This is a genomic window from Isosphaeraceae bacterium EP7 (genome assembly GCA_038400315.1).
Taxonomy (GTDB): Bacteria; Planctomycetota; Planctomycetia; order Isosphaerales; family Isosphaeraceae; genus EP7.
The window spans coordinates 6978936-6996328 of the sequence record CP151667.1 but is presented as its reverse complement, the minus strand read 5'-3'; the positions used below and the strand labels follow the sequence as shown (position 1 = coordinate 6996328).

Here is a 17393-nt window from a genome sequence, read left to right as displayed (position 1 = left end):
CGCACCGCCCACCTTCCGGCGGCCGACCTCCCGGGGCTTGTTCTGCCCAGAGGAACCCGGTCCCGCCACAAACACTCGGCCGTCCGTCGACACAACGAATCGGCGGTCGGGGCCCTCCGGCCTGAGCCGGAAGTTGAGAATTCAGGGGTGCGCGGCAAGATGGAGCCTTCAGATCGCCAGGGAGATATGCGCCCTCGGGGGACCCTTGTCAACGCGCCAAGCCCGCGCCCGCAGTCGACTTGGGTCGACGGCAACGCGCACGCCGGCGCCGACTTGCGTCGAATCCTTCTCCCCCCCAGCCCGCATCCGGGCCGATCTGCTTGCGTCGGCCGGACACCCGTGTGCCTGCCCGCCGCCCCGGCCCCGAACGGCGTCCTCGGGGTATCGAGGCGAGGCAACTCGGCTCGACACCCCGGATTGTGGGGCGGCCTGTACGCGTCTCAGGCCGCGCGAGAATGCCCAGGGCTCCAGGCCCCGGAGAATTCCGATTCGAGCCCTGGACATCCCGTTAAGGGGATGCTATGATGGGCTTGGCCTTCCTCTGCTGACATCTAGCTTCTGGGGTCGCGTAAGAAAAATTCTTTTCGCTTCGCTCGATTTTTGGAAGCAGATTGCCTTGTTGGGTTGCGTCTTATTAAGGGTGAGCAGGTTCCGTGCTCCGCCGTTCCGGTCTCAATGACCGAACTCCTGCACCTCGATCGTCGACGGGCCGGCCGGCACTCGCAGCACTCGATCCGGCCGAATTGCCAAAGAGCCAGGCCGGGGCGTGCGGGGTCGCAACGTGGCCCGTCCCGGTCAGTTGCAATCCGCGAGCAAAACCGGCGAGAAATCCTGCCATTTTCTCAGGTTTCGGGCCGCCGACACTTCGCCCCGGGAGGCAGCTGTGAAGTGCGCCGAACGTCTGAATCCACGGGGCGTCGCCCATTCCGGGGCCACCCTGACGATCGCGCAGGGCCCGTGAGTGGTCCCCGCGCCTTCACGGCGAGTCGGGCCTCTCGTGCTGGCAACCCGGAGATCCGATCGCAGGCCGTGGCGCCCGAAGTGGAGCGGACGTCTGGCCTTCGCGCATCGACTGCAAGGTTCGCCGAGGCCCCGGTCGGCGTCCCGCAGGCAGGCGGCTGGAAGGAAGTCAGATCGGCCGGAGCCTCGCCCCGGTCCCGGAGCGAGGCTCGTTGGACTTCAAACGGCCGGGTTCAGTCGATCGAGCAGCCACCGGCTCCGCAGCCTCCTCCGCCGCAGCCGAAGCCCGGGGCAGGGGCGTTGTAGACCGGCAGGGAGGATGCGCCGTTGGAATGGACGGAGGCCGGGACGCTGAATTGCTTGGCGACCTCGATGGTGCCGCAGTCGGGGCAGCGGGGTGTGTCGCCGTTGTTGCGGATGAGAGTCTCGAATGTCTTGGCGCAGGGCTCGCAGCGATATTCGTAGATCGGCATGGGGGCGCTCCGTGGCTGGCTTGGTTGGCGAGGTATTGTGGGACGCGGGCGGGGCGGGTGTCAATGGCGGCCGAGGTCGGCTAAGTCGTTCACGGGCTAATGGTTGGAGGAAGATTCATGGGCATCCGTGCGCTATCCAGGGAAGAAGTTCGGTCGATCGACGCGAAGGCGGCCGTTGAGCTGGGCCTGCCCACGCTCTTGCTGATGGAGAACGCGGGCCAAGGGGCGGCGGCCCTGATCAGGGAGCTTGCCGGGGGGCCGGTCAAGGTGGCGGTCGTCTGCGGGGCGGGCAACAACGGCGGCGACGGCGGGGTGGTCGCCCGGCACCTGGACGGCTGGGGGTTCACCGTGAAGGTCGTCTGGCTGGCGGCGGCGGGTGCCGTCTCGGGCGATGCGGGCGTCCAGCGGCTGATCCTGGAGAAGTCGGGAATCGATCAGGTCCATTGGCCCGAGCCGACGGCGGCCGAACTTGCCGGGCTCTGGAACTGGTCCGACTGGGTGGTGGACGGGCTGCTGGGGACGGGGTTATCCCGGCCGCTCGAAGGCGTGCTGCACGCGGTCGTCGAGTCGTTGAACGCGTCGGACCGGCCGGTGGTGGCGCTCGACATCCCCTCGGGCCTGGATGCCGACACGGGGAAGCCGCTGGGGTTGGCGGTCCGGGCGCGGGCCACCGCGACGTTCGTGGCGCCCAAGCTGGGATTCGACGCAGCCGGGGCAGCGGATTACACGGGCGAGGTCCGGGTGGTGGACATCGGGCTGCCTCGGGTGGCCCTGGCTGCGTTCGGGGGCGGAATTGTGAAGGGTTCTTGAGATCTTCACGGAGTTTGCGCCGGAATTCTCATATGGGCGGATCATCCTGGTTTCGTGCTCTGCATCGAGGACGCGATCCATCCATACTCCGACGGAGTTGACCGCCGTGAAATCCGCCCGACGTGGCTTCACCCTGATCGAATTACTCGTCGTCATCAGCATCATCGCCGTGCTCATCGCCCTGCTGCTCCCCGCGGTGCAGAGCGCCCGCGAGGCGGCCAGGCGCATCCAGTGCACCAACAACATGAAGCAGATCGGCCTGGCGTTCCACAACTACGAGAGCGCCAACCAGGCGTTCCCGCCCACCACCATCCTGATCCCCACGGCGACCGGCGGCCCCGGCTCGTGGGCGTTCGAGTCATCCTGGAGCGCCTTCGCCCGGGTGGCCCCGTTCCTGGAGCAGACGGCCTTCTTCAACTCGATCAACTTCAACCTGACCTACAGCGAGCCGCCCAACACGACGGTGTCGAACATGCCGCTGGCGGCCCTGACGTGCCCGGCCGACCCCGGCTCGCACATCGACGACGCCACGCTGGGTAACACCGGCTACGCCACCACCAGCTACGGCACCAGCGACGGCGACTGGTACGTCTGGTCGGTGAACTGGGGCGCGACCAACTCGGTCGGGCCGATGAATAAGTCGATGTTCGGCCCCAACTACGCCCGTTCGATCGCGATGGTCTCCGACGGCCTGAGCAACAGCCTGATGGCGTCCGAGGGGACGATCGGCCACGCGCAGATGCGCGGATGCATGAAGGCGCCGAGCGTGCCGTCGGACGCGAGCGTGGGGACCTGGAGCCCGACCAACGTGCCCGCCCCGGGCGCGGCCTCCAACGCGGCCCTGGCGGAGCTGATCGGCTCGTGCGGCGCGGCAACCGGCAAGATCAAGGCGGGGGGCCCGCTGGGCCACACGCGCTGGTGCAACGGCGGCGTCTATTACTCGGGATTTACCACCGCGGTGACCCCCAACGGCCCGGTCAAGGCCCGCAGCCGCGCCACCGGGTTCTCCAACGCCGGCAAGCTCGTGCCGATGGATTGGGACTCGGTCGACGAGAACGACGGCGGCCCGACCTACATGTCGCTGGCGGCCAGCAGCATGCACCCCGGCGGCGTCAACTCGCTGTTCGGCGACGGCTCGGTCCGGTTCGTCAAGGACACGATCAATGCCACGGCCTGGCGGGCCATGGGCACCATTGCCGGCGGCGAGGTCATCTCGGCCGACTCCTTCTAAAGCAGTCGAAGCATGTTAATTTCGTGGATATTGCGATCGGTGAGTGGTACGCGACGGGAGCCCCTTGAGATGACGATTCGGCCTTGGTTGACGGCGTCGGCATTGTTCGCATTGCTGGCGTCGGGCTGCGGCGGCGGGGCGGGCGAGGGGGCCCACGTGGCGGCCACCCTGCCGGTGCGGGGCAAGGTGACCTACAAAGGGAAGCCCCTGGCCGGCGGGGCCATCCGGTTCGAGCCCGAGGACTCGGGCCGCGAGGCCCACGGCGAGATCGGGCCCGACGGCACCTTCGTGCTGACCACCTTCCGGGCCGGCGACGGCGCGGTCTCGGGCCTGCACCGCGTGGCCGTCACGGCGCCCGGCCGGGGCCGGCTTCCCTCGAAGTACCGGAGCCCCGGCTCGTCCGGGGTGTCGATCGAAGTGAGCGAGTCCGAATCCGAGTATCTAATCGCGCTCAAGTAATTGGATTTGATGGGGAGTCGACCGATGCGAGCCTTCTGGATGGCGGCGGCCCTGCTGGGATTCGGCTCGGGCGCCTCGGCCGACGACGCCTGGACGTACCGCCTGGAGATGGGCCCGCCGCCCGCCCCGTTCGTGCGCGACGGCTCGACCGACGCGGCCATCGAGGCCTCGGCGGTCGAGCCACTGGGCGACGGCCTGCACGCCCTTGTGGCCCACGATAAAGAGGCGTCGCTGCGACTGATGACGATTGCCGACGGGGCGCAAGGCGAACCCCTGGCCTCGCCGCGGTTCCTGGCCGCAGCGGGCCCGAGCCCCAAGTGGGAGGGCATGGCCCGCGACTCCGAGGGCCGCATCTACGCCATCGGCTCGCACGGCGGCAAGACCGAGGCCGAGCGGCTGGCCCACTCGGTGCTGATCCGGTTCAGGGTCGCCGACCTCGCCGGCCGGCCGGCGATCGACGACGCATCGGTGGAGACCCTGGCCGTGGCCGGGTCGATCGCCGGCGCCCTGGAGGCCGAAGGGCTGGCCCCGGCCGCGCTGGCGAAGCGCAAGGTGGAAGGCCTGGCGATCCGCGAGCGAGGGGCCCGGCGCGAGCTGGTGATCGGCCTCCGCGAGCCCGACGACCGGGTCAGGGCGGTGGCCGCCGACCTGGCGTCCGGCGTGGCCGAGCCCGCCCTGAGGCCGCTCTTCCGGTTCGAGCCCGGGGCCCGCGAGGGGGTCCGCTGCCAGCTGACTTCGCTGGAAGATGTGCCCGCCCTGGGCGGATTCCTGGTGCTGACGGCCACCGAGGACGAGGCCAACGCCTTCCACGGAAATACCCTCTGGTTCGTGGCCGACGGCCGCGCCGAGGGGGCCGAGGAGCTGGCCCGCTTCGAGCCGGGCCTGAAGGCCGAAGGGCTGGCCGTGCTGGAAGTCCAAGAGGATGCCGGACGCATCAAGGTGCGCCTTTTGATCACGTACGACAATGATGGCCACACGACGGGCCAGCCGTCTCGCTTCCAGGCCCCGACCCTGGTGCGCGAGCCCCGCTGAGCGCGCCGCGTGCCCGGGGCCGACGCGAAAGCGGGAGGCATGGCGGTTGATTCGGCCCGGCTGACCGGGGAAGATGCGGTGAGTGCCCCGCGCGGGCGGTGACGACTCTCCTTGGGAAAGCGAGGTGCGCCTTGGCCAGCTCCTTCCAGATTTACAGCGACAAGAAGGGCGAATTCCGCTGGCGCCTGAGGGCCGGCAATGGCAAGATCATCGCCACCTCCGGCGAGGGCTACAAGGCGAAGGCCGACTGCGAGCACGGCATCAACCTGGTGAAGACCGAGGGAGCCGTCGCCCCGACCGCGGACGACACCGCGTCGACGCCGGTCGCCCGGTCGGAAGTCGCGGCGCGATGACGGGGCCGGCCCCCGCCACGACGGATCGGGCGCGGGGCCCCGTGTTGACGTGCGGATCATCGTTCTGGGCTTCATATGAATTTTTGTTCTCAGGTCGTCGGGCCGTTGACCCGGCGCACGCCGCCTGGCACAGTCGTCGGGTTCACGAGGCGTCCCGCGCGGGGCGCGACGAGCCGGGGACTGAGCAGGGGCGGCCGAGCATGGATCTGATCACGACGCTGGCGACGCAAGTGGGCATCGACCCCAAGGTGGCGGAGCAGGGGCTCGGGGCCTTGCTCGGGTTCCTGAAGCAGCACCTGAGCCCGGAACTGTTCGGCACGGTGGAGACCTCGGTGCCGGGCGCCGACGGCGCCATCAAGTCGTTCGAGGACGAGGCCGGGCCGGTCGACGAGGCCGCGAGCCCCGGGCTCCTCGGCTCCCTGATCGGCATGGCCAGCAAGCTGGCGGGCGGCGGTGGCGGCTCGGCCGTGGCGCTGCTGGCCCTGCTTGGCAAGGCGGGCCTGAGCGTGGACCAGATCGCGGCGTTCCTGCCCAAGGCCATCGAGCTGATGAAGGCCTACCTGCCCCAGGAGGTGATCGACAAGATCATCGCCCTGGTGCCCGGGGCCGACGCGCTGACGGGCGGGGCGACGGAGAAAGCCTGAACAATCAGCGCTGATAGATGGGCAAGTAGCGATATTCGACCGCCAGGGCAAGGACGCCCATGGCGGTGCAGTAGGCCCGGCCGCCCGAGCGGTCATTGCCGTCGGCCGACAGCCAGCTCCCGTCGGTCTCCTGGTGCTCCAGGAGGATGGGGACCAGCTTGGGGTAGTAGCCCAGGAACGACTCGTCGCCCATCTGGAAGGTGGCCTGCGAGCAGTAGTAGGCCTCGTAGAAGAAGTACTCGTTGGACCAGCGGGGCGGCCGGGCGGCCAGGTAGCGGGCGCCCGCGACGGCCTCGGCGGATCCATGCTCACCGCACAGTTCCAGGGCAAGCACGCCGGTACCGGTCCGCGGATTATTGGGGGGCATGCCCGGCTGGTAGCCGAAGCCGCCGTCGGGGTGGGCGCACCGCTTCAGGTAGGCCAGGGCCCGGTCGATGGGCGCGGACGGCACGGCGCACCCGGCCGAGCGGGCCGCGCGGAGGGCCAGCACCTGCCAGCCGGAGACGCTCAGGTCGCTGTCGCGGCTGGTGGGCTGATACCGCCAGCCGCCCGCATTGTCGGGGTTCTTGGCCAGGGCCTGCGCCTGCAAAATCAGCGCGACGGCTCGGGCCAGGGCCTCGCGGCAGCGTGCCGCCAGCGCGGGGTCGGGCGTCATGCCCACGACCTCGGCGAGCATCAACGTGCTGATCCCGTGGCAATACATGGGCCCGTGACTTGCATTGGAGACGAGCATCCCGTTGGGCCGCTGACTGCCCAGCACATAACCGATCCCTCGCTCGACCGAGTCTCGATATGGCCCGGGCTCGCCCGGGACGTGGCCGGCGGCGAGGAACGCGAGGACCGACAGCGACGTGACCGAGGTGGCCCGACCGAAGCCGCCCGACTCCCAGGCGCCGTCCGGCTTCTGTGTCCCCTTCAGGTAGTCGAGCGCCCGTCGCACGGCCTGGTCGCTGGCGGGCGTGGTGGGCCGGCCCGACGGCGGGATGTCCTGCGCCGTCGCTTGCGACGAGGCGATGAGGACGGCCGGGAAGAGGAGTCGGAAGATCATTCGATGGGATTCAGGTTTCAAAAGAGCAGAGATCCGTGGATGGATGAGGCTCAGCGGGGATCGGCGGCGACCTCGCGGAAGTAGAGGCGGATGAGCCGTTCATAGTCGTCGCGGTAGCCGCCGCGCATCCCCTGGCTTTGCAGGGCGGCACGCAGGTGGGGGGGCAGACCGCCCCAGGCGCGGCCGGCCCTCTGGCGAGCGAGCGCCGGCAGAGTCGAGAGGTCGGGGGCGGCGATACCCGCCGCGGCGGCCGACTTGCCGGCCGAGGTGCCGGCGGGGCCCGCAAGTGCCGCGCCTGGCCGAGGCGGCTGGGCGGCGGCGCGGAGGCCGGCGGCGGCCTGGCGCATGGCGGGCTCGGCCGACGGCGCGGGTTTGCCCGCGTCTTCACCGGGGGGCCCGTCGATCTCTCGGGCGGCGGCGCGAAGGGCCTCCCGGGCACCGGCCAGGGCGGGGTCGACTCGGGCGTCGGGCTCGGCGATGTTCAGCTCGGGATAGTCGGACTGGAGCGAGCCGGCCAGGTCGGTCGCCTTGCGGGCCCCGCCTTCGAGGGCCTCGCCGGCCTTGCGTCGGGCCTCGCTGGCGTCGTCGGGTCGGTTGCCGGCCAGGGCATCGGCGGCACGGTCCAGAGCGGCGGGGGCGTCGCGGCCAAGCTGCTTGGCGGCGGCCTGCGCGGGCTCGCGCGAGGCCGGGCTGAGGTCCTTGGATCGGTCGGCGAGATCGGCCAATGACTTGCCGACTTGCTCGGCCTCGCGGGCCAACGCGCGGGCGTCTTCGGCTTCCTTGGCCCGGTCGGGCGGGGGCTCGGCGTTGCGGCGGGCGAGGTCCTTGGCCCGGTTGGCCAGGGCGCCTGCCTCCTTGATCTGGCCGGACAGCAGCTCGGCGCGGAGGGTGGGGGACTGCTCGACGAGGCGGTCGACGTCGCGGCCGAGGGCCTCCTGCTCGGCCTTCAGGCGGTCGAGTTCTCCCCCCGCGGGCCGATGCTTGGCCAGGTCGCCCGCGCGGTCGGCCAGCGCGTCCTGTGCCTCGGCCAGCCGGGCCAGCGACTCGCGGTCGGCGTCGTCGCGGGCCAGCTCGTCGAAGTCGCGGCGCAGCTCGTCCAGGCCGGTCCGGGTGGCGGCGAGGTGGGCATCGGCCCGGCGCAACTCGTCCAGGCGAGATCCGGGGGTGGTCGAACGGCCCGCGCGTTCGAGGCGGTCGCGGCCGGGCTCGACCTGCGCCTCGGCCACGCCGCGGGCGGGGGCGGCCAGGGGGCTGAATCGGGCGTCCTGGTCGTGCTCCAGGTCGCCGGCCAGGGCTCGGAGGCGATCGGCCAGGGCGGCCACGTCGCGCGTCCTGCGTGCGAGGTCGTCCTTCCTCGCGTCGTCCCATCGGCCGTTGCCCCGCGCCGCGGCGTCGGCGGCGTAACGCAGCTGCTCGACCTCGACGCGGGCGGTCGCGGCGTCGCGTGCGAGTGTGTCGATCCGTTCGCGGGTCGCGTCGCGGCGTCGCCTGCCCGCCTGGAGGCCCAGGGGCTCGGCGTCCGGGGCGATCGTCAGCGGGGGCAGGTCGGCCCAGGTGACGTTGGGGCCGCGGGGCGGGGGCCGATTGTCGGCCACCCTCACGCGGCAGGCCACGACGTCGCCGGGGGCCAGGCCCAGCGGGGCGAGCCGCAGCAGGGCGAGCCCGCGGACCTCGGAGGGGCCGACGCGTTCGAGGTCGATCGGCATCTGAGCGGGCGAGGGAGACTTGCCCGGGGCAACCCGCCTGACCTCGCAGTGCAGCTCGGCGGAGGCGACGGCCACGTCGTCGGCCGCGGCCAGGCGGATGGTCAGCACGTCGTCAGGCCTGGCCCTGGTCCCGGCGTCCGGGCCGTGGGCGACGGCGGTCGGCGGCTCGTCGGGCCCGACCGCCAGGTGCCTGGCGGGCCCCGATCGACCGGCGATCCCCCGGGCGTCGACGAGTCCGATCGCGAAGGTGCCCGACTCATCGGCCTTCATGTCGATCTGAAAGGATGAGTCCAGGCTCGTCCGGTTGAATGGCCGCGCAGGCTCGCCGGGCGTGGTCAGGGTGGCCCGGTCGGCCTTGGTTTGAAGGGCGAGCGTGATCGTGCTCCCCTCGAAGGCGACGATGCGCGAGGCGTCCCGGGCGGTGGTCGTCGGGCGGCCTGTGTACGCGGGGGGCCGGACGGTGGCCGTCAGCCCGGCGATGGTCGGGGGCTCAATCCCCCGGATCTCGTGGCGGCGGCTGGCGGCGGGCCCCGAGCGGACCCGGTATCCGGTCACGGGCATCGAGGCGGGGAGCGTCCCGGCGAAGTGTCCGGGGCGGCCTCGATCGGGGACCAATCGGGCACGACGGGGGTTACCACCGTCGGGCCCCGACCACTCCAACCAGGCCTCTTCGGGCGGCGTTCCGCCGAACCGGGGGGCCACGCGGGCCGTCACGGCGACGTCGTCGCCGAGCGCCACTTCGCGATCGCCGGGGGTTACTTCGATGAGATGTCGGCTGATGCGTTGCAGGTCGGAGCGGGGGACGAGAGCCCGGCGAAGGAGCACCCCGATCGAGTCGGGGGCCAGCCAGGCCGCACTCGCCAGGGGGGCGAGCGCCAGCAGCCCGGCCAGGAAATGGCGGCGGGCGGCCCGGTCTGGGACGGCGCGGCGGGCGTCGACGGCGTCTGCGCGGGCCTCGGCCTCGGCGATCGTGGCTCGCACCAGGGCCGGCGATCCGGCGGGCCTCAGCAGGAGGTCGACCGCCGCGGTCAGCCGGTCGCCGAGCGCCGGGTCGGATCGTTCGGCCAGCGCCGCCAGGGCCAGCGCCCCGGGATGTCTCATGAACGCATGGACGAACGTGCGGATCGGGATGGTGGCGAGGCAGCCCACTCCGATGATCCAGGCGATGCGCCTGGCCCAATCGGGGGCGTCCCAGGCGAAGTCGGCCGCCATGCCGACGGTCAGGCAGGCCGCGGCGGCCAGCATCAGCGTGCCCAGCCCGCGCATCGCGGCGACCAACCGCAGGCGACGTTCGAGCCCGCGCAGGGCCCGGCCGATCGCGGGGGTAAGCTGGCTTTGCGGCTCGGGCTTGGCCATCTCGGTCGTCTCCGCCGTGAGGGGCGCTCACCTCGGCGTTTGTCCGGGGGAATCGGGGCCGACTTCACCGAGCATCATCGCCCAACTCGCCCCCGCCGTCGACCTAGGATAGGCCGGATCGTCGGCGAAGCGCCCACCCGGCGGTCAGGATGGCGAAGATCGTCAGCAGTGCGGCGGGGCCGTCCCAGAGGGGCGTGCTAACCCGGCGGGTCAGGGTGTGGACTCGGGGCCGGATCGAGCCTGGAAGGGCGGCGGCCTCGTGATCCAGGAAGACCCGGCCCCCGGTCGCACGGGCCAGTTGCTCGGGCGGGGCGGGGTCGGCGGCCAGGTCGATCAACTCGCCGAACTCGCGGGGATTGACGTCGAGCGGGGCCTCCAGGGGCGGGCCTTCGGCCGTCAGGGTGGGGGCTTCCAGGCGGATGACATAAGAGCCCGGCGGCAGAGGAGTGGCTTCCCCCTGATAGACGCGGGGGCGGCCGGGAAGCGGGTGCAGCGGGGCGATGGCGACGGCCCTGGTTCGCGACGGGTCATCGGCGCGGAAGATCCGGGCGGCGACCAGGAGATCGGGCGTCAGGCCGGCGGTCCCCTCGGCGAAGCGGGCCTGGATCGACGGGGCGTCCCCCTCGGGCAGGCGCGAGCGGGTGGGGCCGAATCGGGCCAGGGAACTGCCCGAGGCCAGCCGCCCGGCGGAGGCCCAGCGCACCACCTGGCCCCAGAACCGGTGGTGGTAGGCGTCGCCCGCCCGGTGCCGCCACCGCCAGGTGCCGTCGGTCCCCACCCAGAGCACCTTGCCCAGCCCGTATGGCTGCGCCGCGATGGCCGCGCGGCCCCCCGCTTCCGGCCCCTCCCCGGCACTGGCCAGCACGGCGGCGGCCGGCTTTGGGCGGCCCGCGACTACCCAGGGAAGGCGCGGCAGCGTCCCCCAGGCGGCGCCTCCCCGGGCGTCGAGCTGGAGCATCGGCCAGGACAATGGATCGGCCAGGGCCGCGGGGCTCGGGTGCAGGGCGACCCCCGAGGGGAGGCTCGGGTGAGTCGGATCGACGGCGGCGGGGTCGACCGGGACGGGCGACGGGTCGAGGACGGGGATCAAGGAACGGGCCGTCGGATCGGCGAGCAGGGGGGGCCACGACCGGGGGCCCGCGGAGAAGGCCAGGGTCCCGCCGCGCTCCGAGACGTAGCGATCGAGCCGCGACCAGGCCTCGGGGGAGAGGTCGGAGGGGGCAGCGTCGCCCAGGATGATCAGGTCGTACTCGCCTAGCGGGTCGGCCAGGTCGGGCGAGGGCGCGGGGGCAGGGAACTCGGCCGCGTCGACCGACCTGGTCGCGGCCGGATCCGGGTCGGGGAGTGAGGGCTGGCGGAAGACGACGGCGTCGAGCCTGACGTGGGGGTCGCGCGTCAGCGCGTTGCGCAGGTAGCGGAACTCCCAGCGAGGCTCGCCGTCGATGAGCAGCACGCGGGCCTTGTCGTCGACCACCTGGATGGCCGTCGATCGGGCGTCGTTGTCGGAGCGGGCATCGCCGGCCTGTGGCTGGACGCGGGCGGTCAGCGGGACCCGGCCCAGGGTGCCCAGCGGCAGGCGGAAGGTGGCCACGGGCCTGGACCGGTCGCTCGGGGTGACGATGACCTGGCTGAGCGGCTTGCCGCCCTGGGTTTCCAGGGTCACCTTCAGCTCACGCCCGGGGGCCAGTCCGTCGGCCTTGACGACGACCTCGACGGTGGCCACGTCGCCGCGGAAGGCGACTTCGGGGGCACGCAACGCGGCGACGGCGACGTCGAGCGGGGGGATCGTCGAGCCGACGAGGACCGGATAGACCGGGATCTTGCGGCCGGCCAGCCGCGCGGGCAGGTCGCCTTCGGGCAAGTTCCGGCGGCCGTCGGTCAGCAGAACCAGCGCGTCGGCGGGGGGGCTCGAAGGGTGGTCCGCCAGGGCGTCGGCCAGCACCCCGGACCAGTCGGTGGCCAGCCTCTCGGGGTCGTCCGGGGGAAGGGGCCGGGCGAACGCATCGGGCGAGGCGGGGCGGGTCCGGAGCGCGAACGACTCGAACTCGACGGTGTGCTCGCGGGCCAGTGGCGCGAGGGGGCCATCGAGCAGCCGCCGGGCGATCTCGCGTCTGGGGATCGTGGCCGGATCGATCTGGCCGAGCGTGCGGGCCAGGGCTTGCCGCTCGGCGTCGGGCCTCCGGCGGTCGATCGTCTCCATGCTGGCCGAGACGTCGACGGCGACGATCACCCGGCCGGGCCTCGTTTCTCGCGTCGTGCGTTCCAGGACCGGCTCGAACAGGGCGGCGGCCAGCAGCAGGGCCGCCAGCATGCGGAGCGCCATCGAGGCGCGGGCCGCACGGCCGCCGACGAGGCGCAGCTCCTGGCGCGAGAACGCCCAGACGAGGCCGATCAGGGCGAGGGCGGCGAGCCCCCAGGTCCAGGCTGTCGGCGCGCCGGCCAGGATCAGGCGGAGCCCGCCCGGCAGGTCGACCGTCATGGCGCGGGCCTTCCAGGGGTTGGCGCCCGACGGACGCAGGTGCAACGGCGCGGCCGGGGCAACTTGCCCGGCCGCTCGGCCGCCAGTCTATCGGGCCCCCGGCGGGGGGGGAAGCCGAGGGCCGGCCCAGCCCGCCGCGCCCGGTCTTCCCTTCGAAACGAAGGCGGGACCGCCCCGCGTCGAGGATCTCGACGCGGGGCGGTCCCGGTTGGCCTTGTTCGGGCCGGGTCGGCCCGGGGGATCGCTCCCCCAAACTTCGGGTCAGGCGCGGGCCCGGCGGCGGGCGGTGACCATGGCGAAGGCGGCACCGATCCCGGCCATGACCAACGAGGCGGGCTCGGGGACGACCGAGGGACTCGGCACGTAGCCGCTGTAGAGGGACTTGTGGATCTCGCCATTGGAGACCAGCGACTTGGCGAAGAGCGAGCCGTCGGTCGAGACGCTGCTGTGCGTCACGGCGGCGTTGACGGCCAGGATGGCCCCCTGGAAGTTGTTGTTGAGGGTCAGCGTGGTGGCGTCGGCGAAGTTCCAGAGCGTCTTGGCGCTGATCGGGGCACCGTTCCAGGCGCCGTTGAAGTTCCCGTTCGTGGTGATCGACGTGCCCGTGACGTTGATGATGATGCTGCTGACGCTCGCGAAGTCGCCGGCCAGCGAGAGGCCATTCTGGACCGAGTTGCTGCTGAGCAAGGCCCCATTGATGTTGAAGACGGCGACGCCGTTGACGGCGGTGGCCGCGTTCACGGTGAAGGTGAACTGGCCGTTGTTGGCCACCACCGGGCCCGCCTGATTGGTGGCCAGGGCCTTGAAGGCGATCGAGTCGTTCTGCAATTCCTGGCTGATCTGGGCGGCCTGCGTCGCCAGGGTCGAGTCGATGACGAGCGACCCGCCGTTGAGGTGGACGGTGCCCGCGGCGCCGGCGCTGGAGACGACGAGGTTCCGGTTGCTGTTGACCTGCTGGTTGCTGGAGCCGACGGCGGTTCCGGCGATGGTCAGGCCGGGCCCGACCGGGAAGTTGTTGCTCATCGAGAAGACGCCGCCGGACCCCTTCAGATTGCCGCCGATGAATGTGTTGTAATCAACATGCGAGTTCTGGGTGAAGTCGCCCGTGGTGACGACGTTGTACTTGTAGAGGACCGAATCGGCCGAGGCCAGGCCCGGGGCGGCAAGGGTCAGCATGGCACCGGCGATCCGACCGAAAATGCGGCGAGTCATCGTGCGTACGTCTCCAGGTGAAATGCGAAGGGACGCACTCGGAGCGCAGGGCCAACATGGCCGGCGCTTCGCGGTCTTCCCTCTCGGGCCTCGTCCGCGTCGAAGACCCGGGCCCTAATGGGATCGTCATCGATCCTGAGAGCCGAATCCGACCGGGGACGGGGCAACTTCCGGACGCCCTCGGTGCAATCCCGAGGGATCCGCAACAGATCGGCCGGATGGAGCTGCTCGTTCGATGTGTCAGCAGCTCATCGGCATTGGGCGGCCTGATTTAGCCGCAACCCGTTGCAATAGTACGTTTCTTCTCGGGGTTCGGACGGCAATCGGCGGAAAATTTGAGGAGTGTCGTCGAATGAAAACGCGAGGATCGCATTTTCTGCCATAATAGACGGATCTCCGGATGGCTTGCCCACGATTTCATGCTTGCAGCCAGATTTTGTGTCCGGTCGCGTTGCTTTGGATCAACGTCACATCGCATAAGCATTCAGCTCATCGTGCCCTGAGCCGGGACATCCAGGCTTCCAGGGCGAGCCCGCCGAGCGCGAGCAGGAGGAGCGGCCTCCAAGCTTCGCGGTCGGTGGCGGCGCGGGGGGCGAGCAGCCGGCCCGCCAGCCGAGCGGGCGAGGAGTCGAGTTCGAGCGGCCAGCCCAGGGCCAGTCGGGCGGCGTCGGCCGGGGTCAGGCGGGCGGGGTCGGGCTCGCGTGGGTCTGCGGCGACCGTCGCGTAAGCGGCTCGGCCTCGGGGGCCGGCCGGGTCGAGCCGGTAGACGCCAGGGATGTCGGCCTGGCGCAGCCGAGCGACGGCCCGGCCGGCCGACCGGTCGATGGACGCGGGGTGGCGGACGCCGTCGGGGTCGGTGATGGTCGGCGCGGCGACGTCGGCGGCGGGCGGCGGGTCGAGGTCGAAGGCGAGCGGCTCGCCGGGGCGGACGGGCCGATGCGTGGCGTCGGGCCCTCCCAGGCGGCCGGCCCACTCGTGGACGAGCGGGACGAAGTCCGCGTTGATCGGCAGGGTCCCGGAATTGGCGTCCAGCGGGCCGGCGAGCAGTGCGACCCGGCCCCGACCTCGCGGCCGTTCGACGATCCAGGGGTCGCCGTTGTCCAGCCGGGCCGCGACAGTTGAGCCGGGCAGGGGGCGGAGCACCCGGTACGAGTACAGGTCGGCGAGCCCCAGGGCGGGGGCGTCGCCCGCGGCGAGCGGGGCCATCACGGGGCCGCTGAAACTGGAGGGGGCCGGGTGCGCCACGGCCTCGCGGCGGCCCACTTCCCCCTTCAGATCGCCGGGAAGCGCCGGCAGCAGGTCGGACCCGCGCGGGCCGAGCTGGTCGACCCAGCCGGGGACTTCGGCCCGGCTTCCGGGGATGACGAGCAGCCCGCCGCCCTGCCCGACGAATCTGGCGAGCGGCCCGCTGAACTCGTCCGGCAGGCGGTCGACGCCGGCCAGGATGACGAGCGACTGGCCGTCGAGCGAGGTGGGCGTCAGTGAGCTAACCGCCGCTGCCCGGGCTCGGACGACCGGGGCCTGATCGTCGACCGGGGCGAGCGCGATCCGGAGAAACTCGGTCGCCCGTTCCACAGCGTCGGCGTCGGGCTCGCCGGTGACGAGCAGTGCCGACAGGGCGTCGCGCACGGTGACGGGGCGTTCGGAGGTGTCGTCGACGGGGTTCGGGTCGTCGGCCGGCCGCAGCCGGATCCCGAGCAGGTGCTCCCCCGCGTCGGCGATCGAGGCCCGGAAGAGGACGGGGGCGCGGGCCCCGGGCGGGAGCGGGCCGACCGCCTGCGCGGGGATCGACGCGAGCTGGCCATCGATGAGCAATTCGGCCTGCCGCACCAGCGGGCCGGGCCCTGCGTTGGCGATCTCGGCCGAGACCGTCAGCGTCATTCCGGGTGCAATCGGGTCGCGGGAGACCGAGACCGGGCCGACCGAGCCGTCGGGGGTCGAGCCTGCCGCCGGCCCGGCCGGACTGAAGTCGGGTGCCCAGAGTCGGACGGGGGCGGGGAGCCGCCCTCGCAGGTCGCGCAAGAGCTGCCAGCGGGCCGACTCGTCGGGGCGGAAGGCCAGCCGCTGGTGGTCCGTGAGCAGCATGAGGTCGGCCGGCTGTGTCACCCCTTCCAGGATGCGCAACGCCTCGCCGACGGCCGAGGGGAGGTCACTCGACCCGCGGGGGGGCGGGAGGGCGTCGAGCGCTTCAGCAACGCGTGAGAGGTCGGAGCTCGGAGGGTCGATGACCCGCGCGACGCGGTCGCGGGCCAGGAGCAGGGCGACCCGGTCGCCCGGTTCGAGCCTCTTGAGCAGCGAGCGTGCCCAGGCGACGGCCGCTTCGCGTGGGGTTCCCTCGGCGCCCCGGCGTCCCATGCTGGCCGAGCCGTCGAGGACCAGCACGACGAGCCGAGGCCCCGGCCCGGCGCCCGGCTCGCCGGTGCCCGACCGGAGATAAGGCCGAGCCAGGGAGACCGCGATGAGGCCGAGCGTGGCCATGCGCACGAGCATGAGCGGCAGGTCGTCGAGGCGGGGTCGCCGGCGCGCGGCGGGCTCCTCGTCGAGGAACTGCATGGCGGCCCAGTCGACGACCTCGCCGGGACGCCTCCTGAGGCGATGGAGGATCGGCGGGATGGCCAGGCCGGCCAGCCCGGCGAGCATCAAGGCGTGAGCGAGTCCGAAGCTCACCGGCCGCCCTCGGCCGACGCCCCACGCCGCCCCTTGCGTGCCGACCGCGCGGCCAGGTAGTCGAGCAGGGTCCGCCCGGGGGGCTCGGCGGTCGACGCCCGGTGGTAGTCGCAGCCCAGGGCGAGCGCCCCCCCCTCCAGATCGTTGCAGAAGGCGCGGAAGCGGCGGAGATAGGCGGCACGCACGGCGGCTGGGTCCACGTCGCGGGCGTCGCCGGGGTGTTCCAGGGGGCGGAGTCGCGTGGGCCCGCGGAAGGGGAACTCCTCCTCCTCGGGGGCCAGGACGTGCAGCAGCAGGACCTCGTGCCGGCGATGCCGCAGGTGGCGCAGGGCCTCGATCAGGTCGGGAAGCGGCTCGAAGGCGTCGGTCAAGATGACCACCAGGCCCCTGCGGTCGACCCGCCCGGCCAGCTCATTCAGGGCCGCCGATGGGGGCGTCTCGCCGGCCGCCTCGGCCAGTTCCAGGGCCCTGCAGAGCACCGCGAAGTGCCCCGGCGCCGACCTGGCGGGGATCGGCTCGCCCGCGGTGGTGCCGAAGGCGACCAGGCCGACGGCGTCGCGCTGCTTGAGCATCAGGTAGGCGACCGTCGCGGCCAGCGCCCGGGCATGCTCCAGCTTGGTTGAACCCGCGCCCGCGTAGGCCATGCTCGCGGAGCTGTCAACGACGAGATACGCGTTGAGGTTGGTCTCTTCCTCATACTCCTTGACGAAGTAGCGGTCGCTCTTGCCGTAGGCCCGCCAGTCGACGCGGCGGATCTCGTCGCCCGGCCCATACTGGCGGTGCTCGGCGAATTCGACGGACGACCCCTTGAAGGGGCTCCTGTGCGACCCCGCGTTCATCCCCTCGACGGCCAGCCGCGCCAGCAGCTCGAGCCGGCCGAACCGCGCCAGCGCGGTCGGGTCGAGCACGTCATCGGGTCCGTCGTCGGGGCGGGTCTGGGGGCTCATCGGGGCGGTTGCGCCT

General features: G+C 72.1%; 13 protein-coding genes. 6 read left to right on the top strand and 7 right to left on the bottom strand.

From position 1 onward, the window contains the following. Positions 1–1193: 1193 nt before the first annotated feature. Positions 1194–1433, bottom strand: coding sequence for an FmdB family zinc ribbon protein (locus EP7_RS27600; RefSeq protein ID WP_463525482.1), 240 nt, complete (start codon positions 1431–1433; stop codon positions 1194–1196). A gap of 117 nt (positions 1434–1550) precedes the next feature. On the opposite strand from EP7_RS27600, the gene EP7_RS27595 reads away from it, so the two are divergent. The 6 genes from EP7_RS27595 (at position 1551) to EP7_RS27570 (ending at position 5962) form a co-directional block, all read left to right on the top strand. Next, positions 1551–2243 (top strand): NAD(P)H-hydrate epimerase, encoded by a 693-nt coding sequence (locus EP7_RS27595; protein ID WP_463525481.1) that lies wholly within the window; start codon positions 1551–1553, stop codon positions 2241–2243. Positions 2244–2349: 106 nt separating this feature from the next. Further along, complete coding sequence (locus tag EP7_RS27590) at positions 2350–3474, top strand: DUF1559 family PulG-like putative transporter (RefSeq protein ID WP_463525480.1); 1125 nt, start codon at positions 2350–2352, stop codon at positions 3472–3474. Between the two features lie 69 nt (positions 3475–3543). Further along, positions 3544–3933 (top strand): hypothetical protein, encoded by a 390-nt coding sequence (locus EP7_RS27585; protein WP_463525479.1) that lies wholly within the window; start codon positions 3544–3546, stop codon positions 3931–3933. A 24-nt stretch (positions 3934–3957) separates the two neighbouring features. Further along, positions 3958–4965, top strand: coding sequence for a hypothetical protein (locus EP7_RS27580; protein ID WP_463525478.1), 1008 nt, complete (start codon positions 3958–3960; stop codon positions 4963–4965). Positions 4966–5096: 131 nt separating this feature from the next. Then, complete coding sequence (locus EP7_RS27575) at positions 5097–5318, top strand: YegP family protein (protein ID WP_463525477.1); 222 nt, start codon at positions 5097–5099, stop codon at positions 5316–5318. Beyond that, positions 5315–5962 carry a DUF2780 domain-containing protein gene (locus EP7_RS27570; protein WP_463525476.1) on the top strand — a complete coding sequence of 216 codons (648 nt, stop codon included), beginning with the start codon at positions 5315–5317 and terminating at the stop codon, positions 5960–5962. Before EP7_RS27575 ends, EP7_RS27570 begins: the two co-directional genes overlap by 4 nt. 4 nt (positions 5963–5966) lie before the next feature. Here EP7_RS27570 and EP7_RS27565 read toward each other — a convergent pair whose 3' ends face one another. The 6 genes from EP7_RS27565 to EP7_RS27540 form a co-directional block, all read right to left on the bottom strand. Beyond that, positions 5967–7010, bottom strand: coding sequence for a prenyltransferase/squalene oxidase repeat-containing protein (locus tag EP7_RS27565; RefSeq protein ID WP_463525475.1), 1044 nt, complete (start codon positions 7008–7010; stop codon positions 5967–5969). 50 nt (positions 7011–7060) lie between these two features. After that, on the bottom strand, positions 7061–10072 hold the full coding sequence (locus tag EP7_RS27560) for a hypothetical protein (RefSeq protein WP_463525474.1): 3012 nt from the start codon (positions 10070–10072) through the stop codon (positions 7061–7063). Between the two features lie 103 nt (positions 10073–10175). Further along, a complete protein-coding gene (locus tag EP7_RS27555; protein ID WP_463525473.1) occupies positions 10176–12551 on the bottom strand; it encodes a hypothetical protein in 2376 nt (791 codons plus the stop codon). A gap of 261 nt (positions 12552–12812) precedes the next feature. Continuing rightward, positions 12813–13763 carry a collagen-binding domain-containing protein gene (locus EP7_RS27550; RefSeq protein WP_463525472.1) on the bottom strand — a complete coding sequence of 317 codons (951 nt, stop codon included), beginning with the start codon at positions 13761–13763 and terminating at the stop codon, positions 12813–12815. Positions 13764–14252: 489 nt separating this feature from the next. Continuing rightward, entirely contained in the window at positions 14253–16430 is a 2178-nt protein-coding gene (locus EP7_RS27545; RefSeq protein WP_463525471.1) for a VWA domain-containing protein, read from the bottom strand. After that, positions 16427–17377 carry a DUF58 domain-containing protein gene (locus EP7_RS27540; RefSeq protein ID WP_463525470.1) on the bottom strand — a complete coding sequence of 317 codons (951 nt, stop codon included), beginning with the start codon at positions 17375–17377 and terminating at the stop codon, positions 16427–16429. The genes EP7_RS27545 and EP7_RS27540 overlap by 4 nt, the downstream gene beginning before the upstream one ends. Positions 17378–17393 lie beyond the last annotated feature (16 nt).

Excerpts from the sequence above, each read along its gene's own strand:
- EP7_RS27585 (WP_463525479.1), top strand. The coding sequence starts at position 3,544 with ATGACGATTCGGCCTTGGTTGACGGCGTCGGCATTGTTCGCATTGCTG.
- EP7_RS27560 (WP_463525474.1), bottom strand. The coding sequence starts at position 10,072 with ATGGCCAAGCCCGAGCCGCAAAGCCAGCTTACCCCCGCGATCGGCCGG.
- EP7_RS27550 (WP_463525472.1), bottom strand. The coding sequence starts at position 13,763 with ATGACTCGCCGCATTTTCGGTCGGATCGCCGGTGCCATGCTGACCCTT.
- EP7_RS27540 (WP_463525470.1), bottom strand. The coding sequence starts at position 17,377 with ATGAGCCCCCAGACCCGCCCCGACGACGGACCCGATGACGTGCTCGAC.
- EP7_RS27595 (WP_463525481.1), top strand. The coding sequence starts at position 1,551 with ATGGGCATCCGTGCGCTATCCAGGGAAGAAGTTCGGTCGATCGACGCG.
- EP7_RS27555 (WP_463525473.1), bottom strand. The coding sequence starts at position 12,551 with ATGACGGTCGACCTGCCGGGCGGGCTCCGCCTGATCCTGGCCGGCGCG.
- EP7_RS27565 (WP_463525475.1), bottom strand. The coding sequence starts at position 7,010 with ATGATCTTCCGACTCCTCTTCCCGGCCGTCCTCATCGCCTCGTCGCAA.
- EP7_RS27570 (WP_463525476.1), top strand. The coding sequence starts at position 5,315 with ATGACGGGGCCGGCCCCCGCCACGACGGATCGGGCGCGGGGCCCCGTG.
- EP7_RS27600 (WP_463525482.1), bottom strand. The coding sequence starts at position 1,433 with ATGCCGATCTACGAATATCGCTGCGAGCCCTGCGCCAAGACATTCGAG.
- EP7_RS27580 (WP_463525478.1), top strand. The coding sequence starts at position 3,958 with ATGCGAGCCTTCTGGATGGCGGCGGCCCTGCTGGGATTCGGCTCGGGC.